The sequence below is a fragment of the Cellulomonas edaphi genome (genome assembly GCF_030362815.1).
Lineage (GTDB): Bacteria > Actinomycetota > Actinomycetes > Actinomycetales > Cellulomonadaceae > Cellulomonas > Cellulomonas edaphi.
This window is the reverse complement of sequence record NZ_JAUCGR010000003.1, coordinates 60,887-79,247: the sequence shown is the minus strand read 5'-3', so window position 1 is coordinate 79,247 and position 18,361 is coordinate 60,887. Positions and strand designations below refer to the sequence as shown.

Sequence of the window (18,361 nt, the reverse complement as noted above, 5' to 3'; positions counted from 1 at the left end):
CCCAGCCGCGCTCGGGCTCCCGGGGACGCATGACCTTCCTGGCGATCGCGATCGTCGCCGTCCTCGCCGTCTTCGCGGCCCGCCTGGTGTGGGTCCAGGTGATCGACGGGCCCGCCACCGCGCAGCAGGCGCGCGAGAAGCGGCTCATCCCCGTGGCCCTGCTGGGTGCGCGCGGGCAGATCACCGACGTCAACGGCGTGGCGCTGGCCACGTCCGTCGAGCGGTACGACATCTCGGTCAACCAGCAGCTGCTGGGTCAGTTCCGCGGGACGGCCGACGTCCCCGCGGGCGTCGAGGGTGTCGCGACGCTGCTCGCGCCGATGCTCGGCGTCAGCGAGCCGGAGCTCGGCGGCATGATGGTGGGTAGCAAGGGCTTCAAGTACATCCAGAAGGGCGTGCTGCCGGAGGTCGCCCGCGAGATCCGCGCGCTGCAGCTTCCCGGCGTGAACGTGGACCGCGTGGCCGACCGGGTGTACCCGAACGGCGCCGTCGCGGGGAACCTCATCGGCTTCGTCAACTCCGCCGGTGCCGGCCTCGAGGGCCTCGAGGCCTCGCTCGACGACAAGCTCAAGGGGACGCCGGGCGAGGAGCTCTACGAGGGCGGTCGCGGCGGGCAGGCGATCCCCGGCGGGTACTCCCAGGACACGCCGGCCAAGCCGGGCAGCTCGGTGCGGCTCACGGTGGACGCCGACATCCAGTTCCGGGCCGAGGCGGCGCTGCGCGACGCGGTCCAGCAGACCGGTGCCGCATCCGGCACGGTCGTGGTGCAGAAGGTCGGCAGCTCCGAGATCCTTGCGCTAGCCGACTCCGGCACGCGCGACCCGAACGAGCCGGGCAAGTCCAAGGGCTCGCTCGCCGCGTCGGTCTCCAACGTGTTCGAGCCGGGCTCGACCGGCAAGGTCATCACCATGGCGGCAGCGCTGGAGAACAAGCTGACGACGCCCACCTCCGAGTTCGAGGTGCCGTACACGCACACGACGCCGAACGGTCAGCTGTTCCACGACTCGCACGAGCACGGGACGCTCAAGCTGACCACGACGGGCATCCTGGCGCAGTCGTCCAACGTCGGCACGGTGATGATCGGCGAGAAGCTCACCACCGCGCAGCGGTACGCCTACCTGAAGCGCTTCGGCTTCGGCTCCCGGACGGGGATCGAGCTGCCGCAGGAGTCGGCCGGGTTCTTCGCCCCCCAGGAGGGACGATCCAAGTACGCCGTCCTGTTCGGCCAGGCGGTGGCGGTGAACGCGCTGCAGGCCACCGAGGTCTTCGCGACCATCGCGAACCACGGCGTGCGCGTGCAGCCGCACATCATCGCCGGATGGACGGCCCCGGACGGGACCTACACGCCCGAGAAGGCGAAGGGCAGCACCAAGGTGGTCAGCGCCAAGACCGCGGACACCGTGCTGAAGATGCTCGAGAGCGTCGTCGACGACGAGGGCGGCACGGCCCCGCTCGCCGCGATCCCGGGCTACCGCGTGGCGGGCAAGACCGGTACGGCCCAGAACTGGATCAAGGGCAAGCAGGGCATCACGTCCTCGTTCATCGGCGTGGTCCCGGCCGACGACCCGAAGATCGTCGTCAGCGTGTTCCTGCACAACCCGAGGAGCTCCATCTACGGCGGTACCGTGGCGGCCCCGGTCTTCAAGGACGTCGCGTCCTACACCCTCGGCAAGCTCGGCGTCGCACCCTCCGGCGACGAGGGTTCGCGCTTCCCGAACACGTGGTGACCCTGCGCACGCCCCGGCCCGGCTGCCGGGCCGCGGGTGCCCCGCGAGGTAGATTCTCCCCATGACCTCACCCGCCCGGATGCGTCCCGCGCATCCCGCGGACCACGACCTGGCAGCTCTGGCCGACGCGTTCTCGCTGGTCACCTCGACGGGTGCGGCCGTGACCCCCTCCCTCGCCGGCGTCAGAGTGACCGGCGTGACCGTGGCCAGCAACGACGTCGAGCCCGGCGACGTGTTCGTCGCCGTCCCCGGCCTGCGGGTGCACGGAGCGACGTACGCGCGCCAGGCCGTCGAGGCGGGGGCCGTCGCCGTCGTCACCGACGCGGTCGGTGCCGCGACCCTCGACCTTCCGGTGCCCGTGCTGCTGTCCGACGACCCGCGCGCCCTCGCCGGCCCGCTCGCCGCCACCGTGCACGCGCGGCCCGCCGACAGGCTCACGACCGTCGGTGTCACGGGGACCAACGGCAAGACGACCACCACGTACTTCGTGGACGCCGCGCTGCGCGCCGCCCACCCGGTGACGGCCGTGATGGGGACCGTCGAGCTGCGCATCGGCGACGAGGGGATCGAGAGCCCCCGCACGACGGTCGAGGCGCCCGTGCTGCAGGCGATCCTCGCGCTCGCGCTCGAGCGCGACGCGGGCGCCGTCGCCATGGAGGTCTCGTCGCACGCGCTCGCCCTGGGCCGCGTGGCCGGGCTCGAGTTCGATGTCGTCGCGTTCACCAACCTGCAGCGAGACCACCTCGACTTCCACGGCGACATGGAGGGCTACTTCCGCGACAAGTCCCGCTTGTTCGCGCCCGGCCAGGGTCGCCGCGGCGTGGTCGTCGTGGACGACGAGTGGGGCAGGCGGCTCGCGCGCGAGGCGCAGATCCCGGTCGAGTCCGTCGCGACCCACGTGGGCGCGCCGGAGTCCGCCGACGCCGACTGGGCGGTGGTCGCCGCCGACATCGGGCTCGACGGGGTGGGCTCGACGTTCACGCTGCGCGGGCCCGACGGGGCCCTGCACGAGGCGGCGAGCCCCCTGCCCGGGCTGGTCAACGTCTCCAACGCGGCGCTCGCCGTGGTGGTCGCCCACGCGGCGGGTGTGCCGCTCGACGCCGCGATCGCCGCCGTCGGCCGTGCGGGTGCCATCCCCGGCCGCATGGAGCGGGTGATCGAGCGCGGTGACGGCTTCCCGCTCGCGCTCGTCGACTACGCCCACACGCCCGACGCGCTGGTGCTCGCCCTCGAGGCGGTCCGCCCCATCACGCCGGGACGGCTCATCCTGGTGTTCGGCTCCGACGGGGACCGTGACCAGGGCAAGCGGCCCCTGATGGGCGAGATCGCCGCGCGCCTCACGGACGTGATCGTCGTCACCGACGAGAACCCCCGTTCCGAGGAGCCCGCAGCCATCCGGTCCGCCATCCTTGACGGCGTCCGCGCGGTCCGCCCGGACCTGGCCGACGTGCACGAGGCGAGCAGCCGCACGCAGGCCATCCACGACGCCCTGGCGCTGGCTCACGAGCCGGACACCGTGATCATCACGGGCAAGGGCCACGAACCGACACAGGAGATCGCCGGCGTGTTCCACCGCTACAACGACCGTTCCGTGCTGCAGGCCGCCGAGTCCGCCGCCCGGGCGCAGCGAGCGGAGCGCCACGCGTGATCGCGCTGACGGCGGCCGAGATCGCGGCCGCGACCGGCGGCGAGGCGCGCGCGACCGGCACCGGGCCCCTCGTGGTGAGCGGGTCGGTGGTCACCGACTCGCGCGACGTCGAGCCCGGTGGGCTGTTCGTCGCGCTGCCCGGTGAGCACGTCGACGGCCACGACTACGCCGCCCGGGCCGTCGCCGCGGGCGCGGCGCTCGTGCTCGCGGCCCGTCCCGTGCACGCCGAGGACGGTTCGGAGCTGCCGTGTGTCGTCGTCGAGGACGTCGAGCGCGCGCTGGGCGACCTCGCGCGCGACGTGCTCGCGCGGCTGCGCGAGGCGGCGCACGCACCGGGCGGCTCGGGCCTGCGCGTGGTCGGCGTCACCGGCTCGGTGGGCAAGACGACGACGAAGGACCTGCTGGCGCAGCTGTGCGGCGCGGCGGGCCCGACGATCGCACCCGTGCGGTCCTTCAACAACGAGATCGGTCTGCCGCTCACGGTGCTGCGCGCCGACGAGTCGACGCAGTACCTGGTGCTCGAGATGGGCGCGAGCGGGATGGGGCACATCGAGTACCTCACCCGCATCGCGCCGCTGGACGTCGCGGTGGTGCTCGTCGTGGGGCAGGCGCACCTGGGCGGGTTCGGGGGGATCGACGCCGTCGCGCGCGCCAAGTCGGAGATCGTGGCGGGGCTCGTGCCCGACGGGGTCGCGGTGCTCAACGCGGACGACCTGCGCGTCTCGGCCATGGCACCGCTCGCTCCGGGCGAGGTGGTGATGTTCGGCGCCGCGCCCACGAGCGACGTGCGCGCCGTCGACGTGGTGCTGGACCGTGCGGGCCGCGCGCGCTTCACGCTCGTCGCGGCGGACGCCCGCGCGCGCGTCGAGCTGCGCCTGGTGGGGGAGCACCACGTGCACAACGCGCTGGCGGCCGCGGCCGCCGCCCTGGCCGTGGGCCTGAGCCTCGACGACGTCGCCGCCGGCCTGACGGCTGCGGACGCGCTCAGCCCGCACCGCATGCACGTCGTCGACCGCGCCGACGGCGTCACGGTCATCGACGACTCCTACAACGCCAACCCCGACTCGATGCGCGCCGCGCTCAAGGCGCTCGCCGTGGTCGCCGGCCGCGACCGGCGCTCCATCGCGGTGCTCGGGGAGATGCTCGAGCTCGGCGACGAGTCCCGCGAGGCGCACGACGCGCTCGGTACGCTCGTGGTGCGGCTCAACATCGGCCTGACGGTCGTGGTCGGGGAGGGCGCGCGCGCCATCCGCGACGGCGCGAACCGCGAGGGCAGCTGGGGCGACGAGGTCGTGCTGGTCGACGACATCGAGAACGCGCGGCTGCTCCTGGAGCACGAGCTGCGCCCGGGCGACGTCGTGCTCGTGAAGTCGTCCTACGGCGCCGGGCTCTGGCAGCTGGGGGACGTGCTGGTCGAGGGCGGTGACGGCGCGTGAAGGCCGTCCTGATCGCCGGCGGCCTCGCCATGCTGGTGGCGCTGCTCGGCACGCCGCTGTTCATCCGGTTCCTGGTCCGCAAGCAGTACGGCCAGTTCATCCGGCAGGACGGGCCCACCGCCCACTTCACCAAGCGCGGCACGCCCACCATGGGCGGCGTCGTCATCATCGCCGCGACGCTGATCGGCTGGTGCGGCGCGCTGCTCGTCACCGGGACCGAGCCGAGCGCGTCCGAGGTTCTCGTGCTGTTCCTCATGACCGGCCTCGGGCTGGTGGGGTTCCTCGACGACTACATCAAGATCTCCCGCCAGCGCAGCCTCGGCCTCGAGGCGCGCTGGAAGTTCGTGGGGCAGGGCCTCGTCGGGGTCATCTTCGCCGTGGCCGCGCTGCAGTTCCCCAACGAGCAGTTCCGGACGCCGGCGTCCACGCGGATCTCGTTCATCCGCGACACCAACATCGACCTGGCGTTCGCCGGCGTCACCGTCGGCCTGATCCTGTTCGTGGTCTGGGCCAACTTCCTCATCACCGCCTGGTCCAACGCCGTCAACCTCACCGACGGGCTCGACGGGCTCGCCACGGGGACGTCGCTCATCGTCTTCGGCTCCTTCGTGGTGGTCGGCGTGTGGCAGTTCAACCAGTCGTGCCAGTTCCTGTCCACCGCGGGGCCCAGCTGCTACGAGGCGCGTGACCCGCTCGCGCTCGCCGTCGTGGCCGCCTCGATCACCGGTGCCTGCTTCGGCTTCCTGTGGTGGAACGCGAGCCCGGCCAAGATCTTCATGGGCGACACGGGATCGCTGGCCCTCGGCGGTGCGCTCGCCGGGCTGTCGATCCTGGCCCGCGTCGAGATCCTCGCGGCGATCATCGGCGGTCTGTTCGTCCTCGAGGTGCTCTCGGACGTCATCCAGATCGGCTTCTTCAAGATGACCGGCCGGCGCGTGTTCAAGATGGCGCCGCTGCACCACCACTTCGAGCTGCAGGGCTGGGGCGAGGTCACGATCGTGATCCGGTTCTGGATCATCGCCGGGCTCTTCGTGGCGCTCGGCATCGGGATCTTCTACGCCGAGTGGGTGTCCGGCTAGGTGGGCGCGCAGGACCTGGACGGCGCGCGCGTCGTCGTCGCCGGCCTGGGGGTCTCCGGACGGGCGGCCGCCGACGTGCTCGCCTCCGCCGGGGCGCGCGTGGTGCCGGTGGACGACGCCGCGGGCGACGTCATCTCGTCGGCCGAGTACCTGGCCGGGACGGGCCTGGACCGCGCCGACCTGGTGGTCGCCTCGCCGGGCCTGGCGCCGCACCATCCGCTCGTGGCCGCCGCGCTCGAGCGCGGGCTGCCCGTGTGGTCGGAGGTGGAGCTCGCGTGGCGGCTGCGCGCGACGCGGCCCGACGGCCCCGCACCGTGGCTCGCCATCACGGGGACCAACGGCAAGACGACGACGGTCGGCATGCTCGACGCGATCCTGCGCGCGGGCGGGCGCACGTCCGCGGCCGTGGGCAACGTCGGCACGCCCGTGGTGCTGGCGGCGACCGACCCGTCCTACGACGTGCTCGCGGTCGAGCTGTCCAGCTTCCAGCTGCACTTCACGCACAGCATGTCGGCGCAGGCCGCCGCGGTGCTCAACATCGCGGCCGACCACCTCGACTGGCACGGGGACCTGGAGCAGTACGCCGCCGCGAAGGGGCGCATCTACGAGCGCGCGCAGGTGGCCTGCATCTACAACGTCGCCGACCGCCGCACGCAGGACCTCGTGCAGCAGGCCGACGTGGTGGACGGCGCCGTCGCCGTGGGCTTCACCACCGGCACGCCGCTGGTGGGGCAGGTGGGTCTGGTCGAGGACGTGCTCGTCGACCGCGGGTTCGCCCGGCTGAGGCACACGCACGCGGCGGAGCTCGGCACGCTCGACGACCTCGCCCAGCTCGCCGGGCCGGACGGGACCGTGCCGCGGCACGTCGTTGCCGACGCGCTGGCCGCGGCCGCGCTCGCCCTCGCCCACGGCATCGAGCCGTCCGCGGTGCGCGACGGGCTGCGCTCGTTCGGGCCGTCGGCGCACCGCATCGAGACCGTCGCGGTGCGCGACGGGGTGGCGTGGGTCGACGACTCGAAGGCCACCAACGCGCACGCCGCGGCCGCGTCGCTCGGGGCGTTCGAGGCCGGCTCGGTGGTCTGGATCGCCGGCGGGCTCGCCAAGGGCGCCCGCTTCGACGACCTCGTCCGCACGCGCCGCGACCGGCTGCGGGCCGTCGTGCTGATCGGCGTCGATCGCGAGCCGTTGCGCGACGCGCTCGCCCGACACGCCCCGGATGTCCCGGTGGTCGAGGTCGAGCCCGGTGAGACTGGTTCGGTGATGACCCGCGCCGTGCAGGAGGCCGCCCGCCTCGCCGCGCGCCCGGCGGGAACCACCGCCCCGACCGTCCTGCTGGCGCCCGCGTGCGCCTCGATGGACCAGTTCGCGTCGTACGCAGCGCGGGGGAGCGAGTTCACTGCCGCGGTGCGGGCGCTCGGATGACGGCGACCACCCCGCGCGAGGAGGTCACAGCCCCTGCGGCCAAGCGGTCGCTGCTCGGCCAGTGGAACAGCGCGGTCACCAGCTACTACGTGCTCGCCGGCGCGACCGCGCTGCTGCTCGTGATCGGGCTCGTCATGGTGCTGTCGAGCTCGAGCGCGGAGTCGCTCGCCGACGGCAACTCGCCCTACGCGGTGTTCTTCGACCAGGCCAAGTACGCCGTGATGGGGCTGCCGATCCTGCTGCTGGCCACGCGGCTGCCGCTGCGCTTCTACAAGGCGGTGGCCTGGCCGGCGCTGCTCGTCGGCGTGATCTTCCAGCTGCTGGTCTTCAGCCCGCTCGGCGCGTCCGCGGGCGGCAACCGGGGCTGGATCTACGTGGGCTCGTTCTCCGCCCAGCCGTCCGAGGCGCTCAAGCTGGCGCTGGCCATCTGGCTCGGGGTGGTGCTCACGCGCAAGCAGGCGCTGCTCGACCAGTGGCAGCACGTCTTCGTGCCCGCCGTGCTCGCGGCGTCCGGCGCGATCTTCCTCGTGCTGCTGGGGCACGACCTCGGCACCGCGATGGTCATGATCGTGCTCGTGTTCGGCGCGCTCTTCGTGGCCGGCGTGCCGATGCGCATGTTCGCGGTCGCGGGGCTGGCCGGCGTGGGAGCCGCCGTCGCGCTTGCGCTGGGCAGCACCAACCGCATGGGCCGCATCGGGACCTGGCTGGACCCCGCCAGCTGCAGCACCGACGAGTGCTACCAGACGCTGCACGGCGGCTGGGGCCTGGCGACGGGCGGCATCGGTGGCCTCGGCCTCGGGCAGAGCCGCGAGAAGTGGTCCTACCTGCCGGCCGCGCACAACGACTTCATCTTCGCGATCATCGGCGAGGAGCTGGGGCTCGTCGGCACGCTCATCGTGCTCACGCTCTTCGGGCTGCTGGCGTTCGCGATGATCCGCGTGATCCGCCGGCACCCCGACCCGTTCGTGCAGATCACGACGGGCGCGATCCTGTGCTGGATCATCGGGCAGGCCCTCATCAACATCGCGGTGGTGATCGGGCTCGCGCCCGTCATCGGTGTCCCGCTCCCGCTCGTCTCCGCCGGAGGTTCGGCTCTCATCATGACCATGGCGGCCCTCGGCATCGTCATCTCCTTCGCCCGCTCGGAGCCGGGTGCCGCCCAGGCGCTCGCGGCACGCCCCAGCGTGGTGCGCAGCTCCCTCGCCGTGATCGGGCGGGCCCGTGGCTGACCCGCTGTCCGTCCTGCTGGCCGGCGGCGGCACGGCGGGGCACGTCAACCCCTTGCTCGCCGTGGCCGACGAGCTGCGCCGCCGGCACCCCGACGCGGTGCTGACCGTGCTCGGCACCGCCGAGGGCCTCGAGGCGCGGCTCGTGCCGGAGCATGGTCTGCCGCTCGCGCACGTGCCGCGTGTGCCGCTGCCGCGCCGGCCGTCGGTCGACATCTTCCGCCTCCCGGGCCGCCTGCGAGCGGCGGTGGCCGCCGCCGGCGCGGCGATCGACGACACCGGCGCGCGCGTGGTCGTCGGTTTCGGCGGCTACGTCTCGACCCCGGCGTACCTCGCGGCGCGCAAGCGCGGCATCCCTGTGGTCATCCACGAGCAGAACGCTCGCCCGGGCCTGGCCAACCGGCTGGGGTCACGGTGGGCCGCGGCGGTCGCCGTCACGTTCGCGGGCACCTCCCTCAGGGGTGCCCAGGTGACCGGGCTGCCCCTGCGCGCGTCGATCGCCGAGCTCGTGGCGGACCGTGCGGCCGACGCCGAGGCCTCGCGGCGGGCCGGCGCGGCGGCGCTCGGGCTCGACCCCGCGCTGCCGACCCTGCTCGTCACGGGCGGCTCCAGCGGCGCGGTCAGCGTGAACACGGCCGTCGCGGGCGCGGCCCCCGAGCTGCTGGCGGCGGGCGTGCAGGTGCTGCACCTCACGGGCCTCGGCAAGGCGGCCCCCGTGCACGCCGCGCTCGAGGGCGTGCCCGGCGCGGAGCGCTACGTGGTGCGCGAGTACCTCACCGACATGCACCTCGCGCTCGCGGCGGCCGACGTGGTGCTCGCGCGCTCGGGCGCCGGCACCGTGTTCGAGCTGGCCGCGCTCGGCATCCCGGCGGTGTACGTGCCGCTGCCGATCGGCAACGGCGAGCAGCGGCTCAACGCCGAGGGCGTGGTCGGCGCGGGCGGCGGCATCCTGGTCGACGACGCCCAGCTGGATGCGGCGTGGATCCGCGCGCACCTGCCCGTGCTGCTCGTCGGCCCCGAGGCCGCCGAGACGCGCGCGCGCATGGGCGCTGCCGCGGCGAGCGTGGGCGTCCCCGACGCGGCGGGCGGGGTCGCCGCGCTCGTCGAGGCCCAGTGGCGCGCATGAGCGCCCTCGACGCGCTCGGTCGCGTGCACCTGGTGGGCGTGGGCGGTGCCGGCATGTCGGCCGTCGCCACGCTCCTCGCGTCGCGCGGCCTGACGGTCAGCGGCTCGGACGCCGCCGACGGTCCCGCGCTGCCCGCGCTGCGTGCCGCCGGCGTGGCCGTGCACGTGGGGCACGACGCCTCGCTCGTGGACGACGCCGACACGCTCGTGATCTCCTCCGCGGTGCGCGAGTCGAACCCCGAGCTCGCTCGCGCGCGGGAGCGGGGCCTGCCCGTGCTGCACCGCTCCGAGGCGCTCGCCGCCCTCATGGCCGACCGCGACGCGGTCGCGGTCGCCGGCGCGCACGGCAAGACGACGACGAGCGCGATGGTCGCCGTCGCGTTGCTCGCTGCGGGTGCCGATCCGTCGTTCGCGATCGGCGGCACGGTGCTCTCCGACGACGGCCCGCTGGGCGGGGCGCGCGACGGCTCCGGTGCGGCGTTCGTGGCCGAGGCCGACGAGTCGGACGGGTCGTTCCTCGCCTACGAGCCGCTCGTGGCCCTCGTGACCAACGTGGAGCCCGACCACCTCGACCACTACGGCTCGCGCGAGGCGTTCGAGCAGGCGTTCGTCGCATTCGCCGGGCGCGTCCGGTCGGGCGGCACGCTGATCGCGTGCGCGGACGACGAGGGCGCCGCACGGCTCGCCGCCTCAGCGCGCCTGGAGCTGGCGGAGCGCGGGATCCGGACCGTCACGTACGGGCGCGCGGCGGACGCCGACATCCGGCTCGTCGACGGCGATGGCTGGTCGGGCCAGGTGACGGGGCTCGGTGCCTCGGCGCGGATCGAGCTCGCCGTGCCCGGCGCGCACAACCTGCTCAACGCTGCCGGGGCGTGGGCCGCCTGCGTGCGGCTCGGCATCGACCCCGCGGCGGCCGCCGCCGGTCTCGGCGCGTTCCGCAGCACGGGGCGGCGCTTCGAGGATCGCGGGACGGTCGACGGCGTGCGGGTGGTCGACGACTACGCGCACCATCCCACCGAGGTCACGGCGCTGCTGCGCGCGGCGCGCTCTGTGGTGGGTGACGGGCGCGTGGTCGCCCTGTTCCAGCCGCACCTCTACTCGCGCACCCGGACATTCGCCGACGAGTTCGGGGTGGCCTTCGACCTCGCCGACGTCGTCGTCGTGACCGACGTGTACGCGGCGCGGGAGGACCCGGACCCCGCCGTGACGGGAGCGCTCGTGGCCGAGCGCGTACCGACGCCCGGCAAGGCGACCTTCGTGCCTGACCGGCTCGACGCGGCGCGCGCCGCCGCGGCGGCGGCGCGTCCCGGAGACCTGGTGCTCACCATCGGCGCGGGGGACGTCACGGCGCTGGGGGAGGTCGTGCTCCAGACCCTCGCCGCGCGCGGCCGGGCCGACGAGCTCGACCGGGCCGGTCAGGACGCGCCGTGAGCCCGTCGCGCCCTGCTCGTCCCGTCGTGCCGCGGCCCCCCGCGCGTCCCGCGGCGTCGCGCGCGAAGGCGGCCGATGCGACGCCGTCGCGCCCCGTTGTGGACAGGCCCACGGCTCCGACGCCCCGGGCCCGTGCGGCCGAGGCTGATCGACCCTCGACAGGTCCCATCGCGACGGCCGCAGCGCCGGCCCCGGTCACCGGACCGCAGCGCAACGTCTCGACCTACTCCGCGTCGGGCCGCCGCCTGTCCGGGTCGAGCGCCGAGGCGCCGGTCGTCTCGTCGACGTCGCTCGCGCGGTTCGCCGAGCGTGCCCGGGCGCGCCGCACGCTGGCTCGCCGGCAGATCGTGCTGGTGGTCGGCGGCCTGGCCGCGGTGCTGGGGCTCGGGTGGTTGCTGTTCTTCTCGCCCGTGCTGGCGCTCGACACCGAGCAGGTGACGGTGGCGGGTGCCGGGTCGGTGGTGGCGGTCGAGAAGGTCGAGGCGGTGGTCGACGCGCGCGCCGGGGTGCCGCTCCCGCGCCTCGACACCGTGACGATGCGCGACGAGATCCTCGACGTCCCGGGGGTCCGCGAGGCCCGCGTGATGCGGGACTGGCCGCACGGCGTCTCGGTCACCCTGGTGGCGCGCGAGCCCGTGGCCGCCGTGCCCGACGAGGCGCGGTTCGCCCTGCTCGACATGGACGGCGTGCAGGTGGGCCGCGTCGACAAGGCACCCAAGGGCCTGCCGGTCGTGGACGTGCCGGTGGGGGAGAAGCGCACGCTCGGCGCGGTGCTCGCGGTGCTCGAGCAGCTGCCCGACGACCTGCTCAAGGACGTGCGGACCGTGGCGGCGCAGACGCAGGACACGGTGACCATGACGCTGCGCGACGGCGTGAAGGTGCACTGGGGCAGCGCCGCACGGACGCCGCTGAAGATCGCGGTGCTGAGCACCATCCTGGAGTCGAAGCCGGGCAAGGACGCCAAGGTCGTCGACGTGTCGGCGCCCGAGCTGCCGGTCACGCGCTGACGGCTCGTGCGCGTCGGTCACGTTCGCCGGACGAACTCGTCGCACCAGTCGCCGACACGCGCGGCGCGGTCGTTGATCGAGCGGGGGCGGCCACCTAGCGTCACGCACTGACAGCACACCTGACATAACTATAACCCTCAACCTGAGGGTGAAGGTTGAATGCCGGAGCCGGCGTGTCGGCCCCGGGGAACCGCGGTAGACCCGCGGCCGGCAAGCGAGAACGAGAGGCACCCACCGTGGCAGCTCCGCAGAACTACCTGGCGGTCATCAAGGTCGTCGGCATCGGCGGCGGCGGCGTCAACGCCGTGAACCGCATGATCGAGGTCGGGCTCAAGGGTGTCGAGTTCATCGCCGTCAACACCGACGCCCAGGCCCTGCTCATGTCCGACGCGGACGTCAAGCTCGACGTCGGCCGCGAGCTGACCCGCGGGCTGGGCGCTGGCGCCGACCCCGAGGTCGGCAAGAAGGCCGCCGAGGACCACGCGGAGGAGATCGAGGACGTCCTGCGGGGCGCCGACATGGTCTTCGTGACCGCGGGTGAGGGCGGCGGCACGGGCACCGGCGGCGCCCCGGTGGTCGCGCGCATCGCCCGCTCGCTCGGGGCCCTGACCATCGGTGTGGTGACGCGTCCGTTCACGTTCGAGGGCCGACGTCGCTCCGTCCAGGCCGACGCGGGCATCGACGCGCTGCGTGCCGAGGTCGACACGCTCATCGTCATCCCGAACGACCGCCTGCTGCAGATCTCGGACCGCTCGGTGTCGGTGCTGTCCGCCTTCCACTCCGCCGACCAGGTGCTGCTGTCCGGTGTGCAGGGCATCACGGACCTCATCACGACGCCGGGCCTGATCAACCTCGACTTCGCCGACGTGAAGTCGGTCATGCAGGGCGCGGGCTCCGCGCTCATGGGCATCGGCTTCGCGCGCGGCGAGGACCGCGCCGTGCAGGCCGCCGAGATGGCGATCTCCTCGCCGCTGCTCGAGGCCAGCATCGACGGCGCGCACGGCGTGCTGCTCTCGATCCAGGGCGGCTCCGACCTGGGGTTGTTCGAGATCAACGAGGCCGCCCGCCTGGTGCAGGAGGCCGCCCACCCCGAGGCCAACATCATCTTCGGCGCGGTCATCGACGACGCGCTCGGCGACGAGGTGCGGGTCACCGTGATCGCGGCCGGGTTCGACGGCGGCACGCCGTCCGTCCGCCGCGACTCCCGCGCGCTCGGTCAGGTCAGCGGCGCGCCCGTGCTCCCGCCGGCGCAGGTGCCCGCGCCGCGGCTCGGTGGCCGCACCGACGACCTCACGGCGCCGGTCCCGGCGGCTGCGCCGGCCAGCGTCCCGGTGCAGCAGCCCGACGTCCCGGCGTTCCTGTCCACCGAGGCCGAGCCGGTGCCGATCACGGGGGCGCTCGAGGTGCCGCGGATCTTCTCGGAGGACGCGCCCCGGCGTGATCGCGAGCGCGACGAGCTGGACGTGCCCGACTTCCTGAAGTGACCTGAGTCCGTGCTGGTCGACGAGGTGACGCTCGGCGCGCGCGTGCGCGCCGGGTTCACCTCCCGGCGAGGAGGCGTCAGCGCGGGCGCCTACACCGGGCTGAACCTGGGCGACCACGTGGGCGACGAGCCCCAGGCGGTGGACGCGAACCGCGCGCTGGTCGCCGACTGGGCGGGCGCCGCCCTGGTGTTCCCCCGCCAGGTGCACGGCCGGGGAGTCGTCGTGCTCGACGCGGTCCCCGGTGGCTCGGTGGGCGAGGCCGACGCCGTGGTGTCGACCAGCCCGGACGTGGCCGTGGCCGTCGTGGTCGCCGACTGCGTGCCCGTGCTGCTCGCCGACGACGAGGCGGGTGTCGTGGCGGCAGTCCACGCGGGGCGCCCGGGTCTCGTGGCGGGCGTGCTGCAGGCCGCGCTCGACGCGATGGTGCGCGCCGGCGCCCGGCGCGAGCGGGTCGCGGCGGCCCTCGGGCCCAGCATCGCCGGCGCCTCGTACGAGGTGCCCGCGCCGATGCGCGACGCCGTGACGGCACTCGTGCCCGAGACGTCCGCCTCGACGTCCTGGGGCACCCCGGCACTCGACCTCCCCGCCGGCGTCATCGCGGTGCTGCGGCGCGAGGGCGTCCGCTCCGTCCTGCGCGCCGCGGCCGACACCTTCACCGTGCCGGACTACTACTCCTACCGGCGGGACGGCGTCACGGGCCGCTTCGCCGGGGTCGTCCGCCCCTTGCCGTGAGTCGGCAGCCGGTACCGCTGGCGGGCGTGTCGCGGGCCGGAGTCCACGCGGCCCGTTGCTAGCGTGGCGAAAGAGACGGACCCGGCGTGATCCAGGGTCCGGACGACGCGAGACGAGAAGACACGCCGGAGCTGTCCGGGGGAGGGGCGAGGGCCATGGCCGGAGCACTGCGCAAGACGATGCTGTACCTCGGACTGGCCGACGACCGCGGCGAGACCGAGGAGTACCTCGACGAGTACGACGGGGGAGAGGCACCTGTGGAGCACCACGAGTACGAGGCCCAGGTCACGCCGCTGCGACCGACGCGCGTGAGCGCCACGCCGCAGCACGAGTCCCACGCCGCGGGCGAGCTGCGCCGCATCACCACGATCCACCCGCGCTCGTACAACGACGCCCGCAAGATCGGCGAGGCGTTCCGCGAGGGCACGCCGGTGATCATGAACCTCACCGACATGGACGACGCGGACGCCAAGCGGCTCGTCGACTTCTCGGCGGGCCTCATCTTCGGCCTCCACGGGGCGATCGAGCGGGTCACGGCCAAGGTGTTCCTGCTCTCGCCGTCGCACGTCGAGGTGGCGGGCGAGGGCCCCGCGGCCGAGCCGGCGACGCGTGCCGGGTTCTTCAACCAGAGCTGACGCGTGTCGATCGTCAAGGACGTCGCGTACCTCGTCCTGCTGCTGTTCTTCATCGTCCTGCTGGTGCGCCTCGTCCTCGACTGGGTGATGGTCTTCGCCCGCTCCTGGCGGCCCACGGGGGTGGCGCTCGTGATCGCCGAGGCGACGTACACGGTCACCGATCCGCCGTTGCGGCTCCTGCGACGGGTCATCCCGCCGCTGCGGATCGGGGCGATCTCGCTCGACCTGGCTTTCCTCGTGCTCTTCCTCGGCTGCAGCGTGGGGCTGTCGCTGCTCTCCTAGTGATCACGTGCAGCCCACGGTGGCGTCCCGGTGTCTCACCGTGCCGGAAGACGCGCCCACCAACGTCCCCGCGAGGACGTGCTGCGCAGGCAATGTCCGCTACGGTGAGCCGAGGTGGTCGGTGACTGCCCCGGCCTGATGAGCTCGACCGACAGAGGTGACACGATGGCGCTGCTGACCGCAGACGAGGTGCTGAACAAGAAGTTCCAGGCGACCAAGTTCCGCGAGGGCTACGACCAGGACGAGGTCGACGACTTCCTCGACGAGGTCGTCAACACGCTGCGCGACCTCCAGGGCGAGAACGAGGACCTGAAGACCAAGCTGGCCGCGGCCGAGCGCCGGATCGCCGAGCTGAGCCGGGCGGGCGCGCAGCAGGCTGCCCCGGCCGCCAAGCCCGAGCCCGTCGCCGAGCCCACGCCCGAGCCCGTCGCGGCACCGGCCCCCGTGGTCGCTGCTCCCATCGCGGCTCCCGCGCCGGTCGCCGCTCCCGTGGCGCCGCAGCGGGCGAACGAGCCCGAGTCGGCCACCGGCATGCTCGCGCTCGCCCAGAAGCTGCACGACGACTACGTGCGCAGCGGGCAGGAGGAGTCCGAGCGGCTCGTCGCGGACGCCAAGAACCAGGCGAACCGCATCGTGCGCGAGGCCGAGGAGACGTCGCAGCGCACGCTCGGCCAGCTTGAGCAGGAGCGCTCGCTCCTGGAGCGCAAGATCGACGAGCTGCGGGTCTTCGAGCGCGACTACCGCACGCGCCTGAAGAGCTACCTCGAGAACCTGCTCGGCGACCTGGACAACCGGGGCAGCGCGCTTCCGCCGCGCTCCGGTCAGTCCCAGCCGGGAACCGACGCGCACAACCTCTGATCGTCGGGCGCGCCCCTGGGTGCGTCCGCCCAGGTCAGCAACAGCACGCCACGCCGGTTTCACCCGGCGTGGCGTGTTGTGTCCGTATCCGCGCACGTCTACAGTCACGTGACCCGACAGACAGGGGGCACCGTCGTGGCCATCAACGACTCGCTCAGCACCGTCGACCTGACCGACGCCAAGGAGCTCGCCAAGCTCGTCCGCACGTTCCCCGTCCGCGACGGGGAGAAGCCGTGGACCGCCAAGGACGTGCGCGACGTCGCCGACGAGCTGACCGCGGACATCGACCGGCTGACCGCGGAGCTCGCCGCCGCCGACGCCGAGCTCTCCGATCTGCTGCGCAACTCGGGAGACGGCGCCGGCGACGACCAGGCCGACTCCGGCTCGTCGGCGCTCGAGCGCGAGCAGGAGCTCACGCTCGTGAACAACACGCGCGACATGCTGGGGCAGACGCAGCGCGCGCTGGCCCGCATCCAGGCCGGCACGTTCGGCACGTGCGAGGTCTGCGGCCAGGCCATCGGCAAGGCCCGCGTCCAGGCGTTCCCGCGCGCCACGCTCTGCGTCACGTGCAAGCAGCGGGAGGAGCGGCGCTGAGGCGCCCGTAGACTCCTGCGGTGCCTTCCTCCACGCCGACGGCGACCCGTCGCCGCCTGATCCTGACGCTCGCCCTCGTGACGGTGGCCGTGCTCGCCGTCGACCAGCTCAGCAAGGCGTGGGCGCTGCGCGAGCTGACCCCGGGTGAGCGGTCCGACCTGGTCGGCGACCTGCTCGGCTTCCAGCTCGTGTTCAACCCCGGGGCGGCGCTGTCGATCGCGACGGGGATGACCTGGCTGCTGACGCTCGTCGCCGCCGTGGTCGTCGTCGTGATCGTGCGCGCCTCGCGCCGGATCGGTTCCGCGCTGTGGGCGGTCGCGCTGGGCCTGCTGCTGGGCGGCGCGCTCGGCAACCTCGTCGACCGGATGGTGCGCGAGCCCGGGGTCGCCCGCGGCCACGTCGTCGACTTCATCGCCTACGCCGACTACTTCGTGGGCAACGTGGCCGACATCGCGATCGTGGTCGCCGCCGGGCTCATCGTGCTCGCGGTGGTGCTGGGCATCCACCTGGACGGGACGCGCGACGTCGCGCGGGAGCTCGAGGACGCCGACCGGACGCCCGACGAGCCGGCCACCGGCGCCACGCCGGCCGAGCCCACGGCGGACCGGACCCCGGTGCGCGCCGAGGACGAGGCCCAGACCGGTGCCTGAGACCCGCGCGCTGCCCGTCCCGGACGGCCTCGCGGGCGAGCGGGTCGACGCGGCGATGGCCCGCCTGCTGGGCCTGTCCCGCACGCGCGCGGCCGAGATCGCGGCCGCGGGTGGCGTGCACGTGGACGGCCGCGAGGTCGGCAAGTCCGACCGCCTGGTCGCCGGTGCGTGGCTCGAGGTCGAGATCCCCGACGTCGTGCCGGTCGCGCTCGAGGTCGTCGCGGAGCCGGTGCCGGGCATGGTCGTGGTCTACGACGACGACGACCTCGTCGTGGTCGACAAGCCCGTCGGTGTCGCGGCGCACCCGTCGCCGGGCTGGACCGGTCCGACCGTCGTCGGGGCCCTCGCCGCCGTGGGCTACCGCATCTCGACGTCGGGGTCGGCCGAGCGCCAGGGCATCGTGCACCGCCTCGATGCCGGCACGAGCGGCCTGATGGTCGTGGCGAAGAGCGAGCACGCCTACACGGTGCTCAAGCGCGCGTTCAAAGAGCGGACGGTCGAGAAGGTCTACCACGCGCTGGTGCAGGGCCACCCCGAGCCGACGACGGGCACGATCGACGCGCCCATCGGCCGGCATCCCAGCTCGGACTGGAAGTTCGCGGTCGTCGCCGACGGCAAGCCCTCGGTGACCCACTACGAGGTGCTGGAGATGTTCCCGGCCGCGTCGCTGGTCGAGGTGCACCTGGAGACGGGTCGCACGCACCAGATCCGCGTGCACTTCTCCGCGACGCGGCACCCGTGCGTCGGCGACCTCACCTACGGCGCCGACCCGTCGCTGGCCGCGCGCGTGGGCCTGACGCGGCAGTGGCTGCACGCCAAGCGGCTCGGGTTCGAGCACCCCACCACCGGCGAGTGGCTCGAGGTCACCAGCGAGTACCCGGCCGACCTGGTGTCCGCGCTCGAGGTCGTGTCCGCCGGCTACCGCTGACGCCGGGGACCGGCCGGCGCAGACCCGCTGACCGCTCCTCCGCTACGCGTGCGCGTCCGTTCGTCCCGCGTTCACCGGCTGGTCGGCCTCGCGCCGG

17 protein-coding genes are annotated in these 18,361 nt (G+C 73.8%); all 17 read left to right on the top strand.

Going from position 1 to position 18,361, the window contains the following annotated elements:
- Window positions 1–29: 29 nt before the first annotated feature.
- On the top strand, window positions 30–1,727 hold the full coding sequence (locus tag QRT05_RS11835) for a peptidoglycan D,D-transpeptidase FtsI family protein (RefSeq protein WP_289447478.1): 1,698 nt from the start codon (window positions 30–32) through the stop codon (window positions 1,725–1,727).
- Window positions 1,728–1,788: 61 nt separating this feature from the next.
- A complete protein-coding gene (locus tag QRT05_RS11830) occupies window positions 1,789–3,375 on the top strand; it encodes a UDP-N-acetylmuramoyl-L-alanyl-D-glutamate--2,6-diaminopimelate ligase (RefSeq protein ID WP_289447477.1) in 1,587 nt (528 codons plus the stop codon).
- Complete coding sequence (locus QRT05_RS11825; protein ID WP_289447476.1) at window positions 3,372–4,811, top strand: UDP-N-acetylmuramoyl-tripeptide--D-alanyl-D-alanine ligase; 1,440 nt, start codon at window positions 3,372–3,374, stop codon at window positions 4,809–4,811. The genes QRT05_RS11830 and QRT05_RS11825 overlap by 4 nt, the downstream gene beginning before the upstream one ends.
- Entirely contained in the window at window positions 4,808–5,890 is a 1,083-nt protein-coding gene (gene mraY / locus QRT05_RS11820; protein WP_289447475.1) for a phospho-N-acetylmuramoyl-pentapeptide-transferase, read from the top strand. Before QRT05_RS11825 ends, mraY begins: the two co-directional genes overlap by 4 nt.
- Complete coding sequence (gene murD, locus QRT05_RS11815; RefSeq protein WP_289447474.1) at window positions 5,891–7,312, top strand: UDP-N-acetylmuramoyl-L-alanine--D-glutamate ligase; 1,422 nt, start codon at window positions 5,891–5,893, stop codon at window positions 7,310–7,312.
- Window positions 7,309–8,541 (top strand): putative lipid II flippase FtsW, encoded by a 1,233-nt coding sequence (gene ftsW, locus QRT05_RS11810; protein ID WP_289447473.1) that lies wholly within the window; start codon window positions 7,309–7,311, stop codon window positions 8,539–8,541. Before murD ends, ftsW begins: the two co-directional genes overlap by 4 nt.
- Window positions 8,534–9,664 (top strand): UDP-N-acetylglucosamine--N-acetylmuramyl-(pentapeptide) pyrophosphoryl-undecaprenol N-acetylglucosamine transferase, encoded by a 1,131-nt coding sequence (locus tag QRT05_RS11805; protein ID WP_289447472.1) that lies wholly within the window; start codon window positions 8,534–8,536, stop codon window positions 9,662–9,664. The genes ftsW and QRT05_RS11805 overlap by 8 nt, the downstream gene beginning before the upstream one ends.
- Window positions 9,661–11,094 (top strand): UDP-N-acetylmuramate--L-alanine ligase, encoded by a 1,434-nt coding sequence (murC, locus tag QRT05_RS11800; protein WP_289447471.1) that lies wholly within the window; start codon window positions 9,661–9,663, stop codon window positions 11,092–11,094. Before QRT05_RS11805 ends, murC begins: the two co-directional genes overlap by 4 nt.
- Before the next feature lie 98 nt (window positions 11,095–11,192).
- Window positions 11,193–12,101: a cell division protein FtsQ/DivIB gene (locus QRT05_RS11795; protein ID WP_289447470.1), complete on the top strand. Its 909-nt coding sequence runs from the start codon at window positions 11,193–11,195 to the stop codon at window positions 12,099–12,101.
- Window positions 12,102–12,337: 236 nt separating this feature from the next.
- On the top strand, window positions 12,338–13,585 hold the full coding sequence (gene ftsZ / locus QRT05_RS11790) for a cell division protein FtsZ (RefSeq protein WP_289447469.1): 1,248 nt from the start codon (window positions 12,338–12,340) through the stop codon (window positions 13,583–13,585).
- A 9-nt stretch (window positions 13,586–13,594) separates the two neighbouring features.
- Window positions 13,595–14,317: a peptidoglycan editing factor PgeF gene (pgeF, locus tag QRT05_RS11785; protein WP_289447468.1), complete on the top strand. Its 723-nt coding sequence runs from the start codon at window positions 13,595–13,597 to the stop codon at window positions 14,315–14,317.
- Window positions 14,318–14,472: 155 nt separating this feature from the next.
- A complete protein-coding gene (locus QRT05_RS11780; RefSeq protein ID WP_289447467.1) occupies window positions 14,473–14,952 on the top strand; it encodes a cell division protein SepF in 480 nt (159 codons plus the stop codon).
- 3 nt (window positions 14,953–14,955) lie between these two features.
- Window positions 14,956–15,234 carry a YggT family protein gene (locus QRT05_RS11775; RefSeq protein WP_289447466.1) on the top strand — a complete coding sequence of 93 codons (279 nt, stop codon included), beginning with the start codon at window positions 14,956–14,958 and terminating at the stop codon, window positions 15,232–15,234.
- 165 nt (window positions 15,235–15,399) lie between these two features.
- On the top strand, window positions 15,400–16,092 hold the full coding sequence (locus QRT05_RS11770) for a DivIVA domain-containing protein (protein WP_289447465.1): 693 nt from the start codon (window positions 15,400–15,402) through the stop codon (window positions 16,090–16,092).
- Window positions 16,093–16,233: 141 nt separating this feature from the next.
- Window positions 16,234–16,686 (top strand): TraR/DksA family transcriptional regulator, encoded by a 453-nt coding sequence (locus tag QRT05_RS11765; protein WP_407650347.1) that lies wholly within the window; start codon window positions 16,234–16,236, stop codon window positions 16,684–16,686.
- 20 nt (window positions 16,687–16,706) lie between these two features.
- On the top strand, window positions 16,707–17,336 hold the full coding sequence (gene lspA, locus QRT05_RS11760) for a signal peptidase II (RefSeq protein WP_289447464.1): 630 nt from the start codon (window positions 16,707–16,709) through the stop codon (window positions 17,334–17,336).
- Entirely contained in the window at window positions 17,329–18,264 is a 936-nt protein-coding gene (locus QRT05_RS11755) for an RluA family pseudouridine synthase (RefSeq protein WP_289447463.1), read from the top strand. The genes lspA and QRT05_RS11755 overlap by 8 nt, the downstream gene beginning before the upstream one ends.
- Window positions 18,265–18,361: the final 97 nt, after the last annotated feature.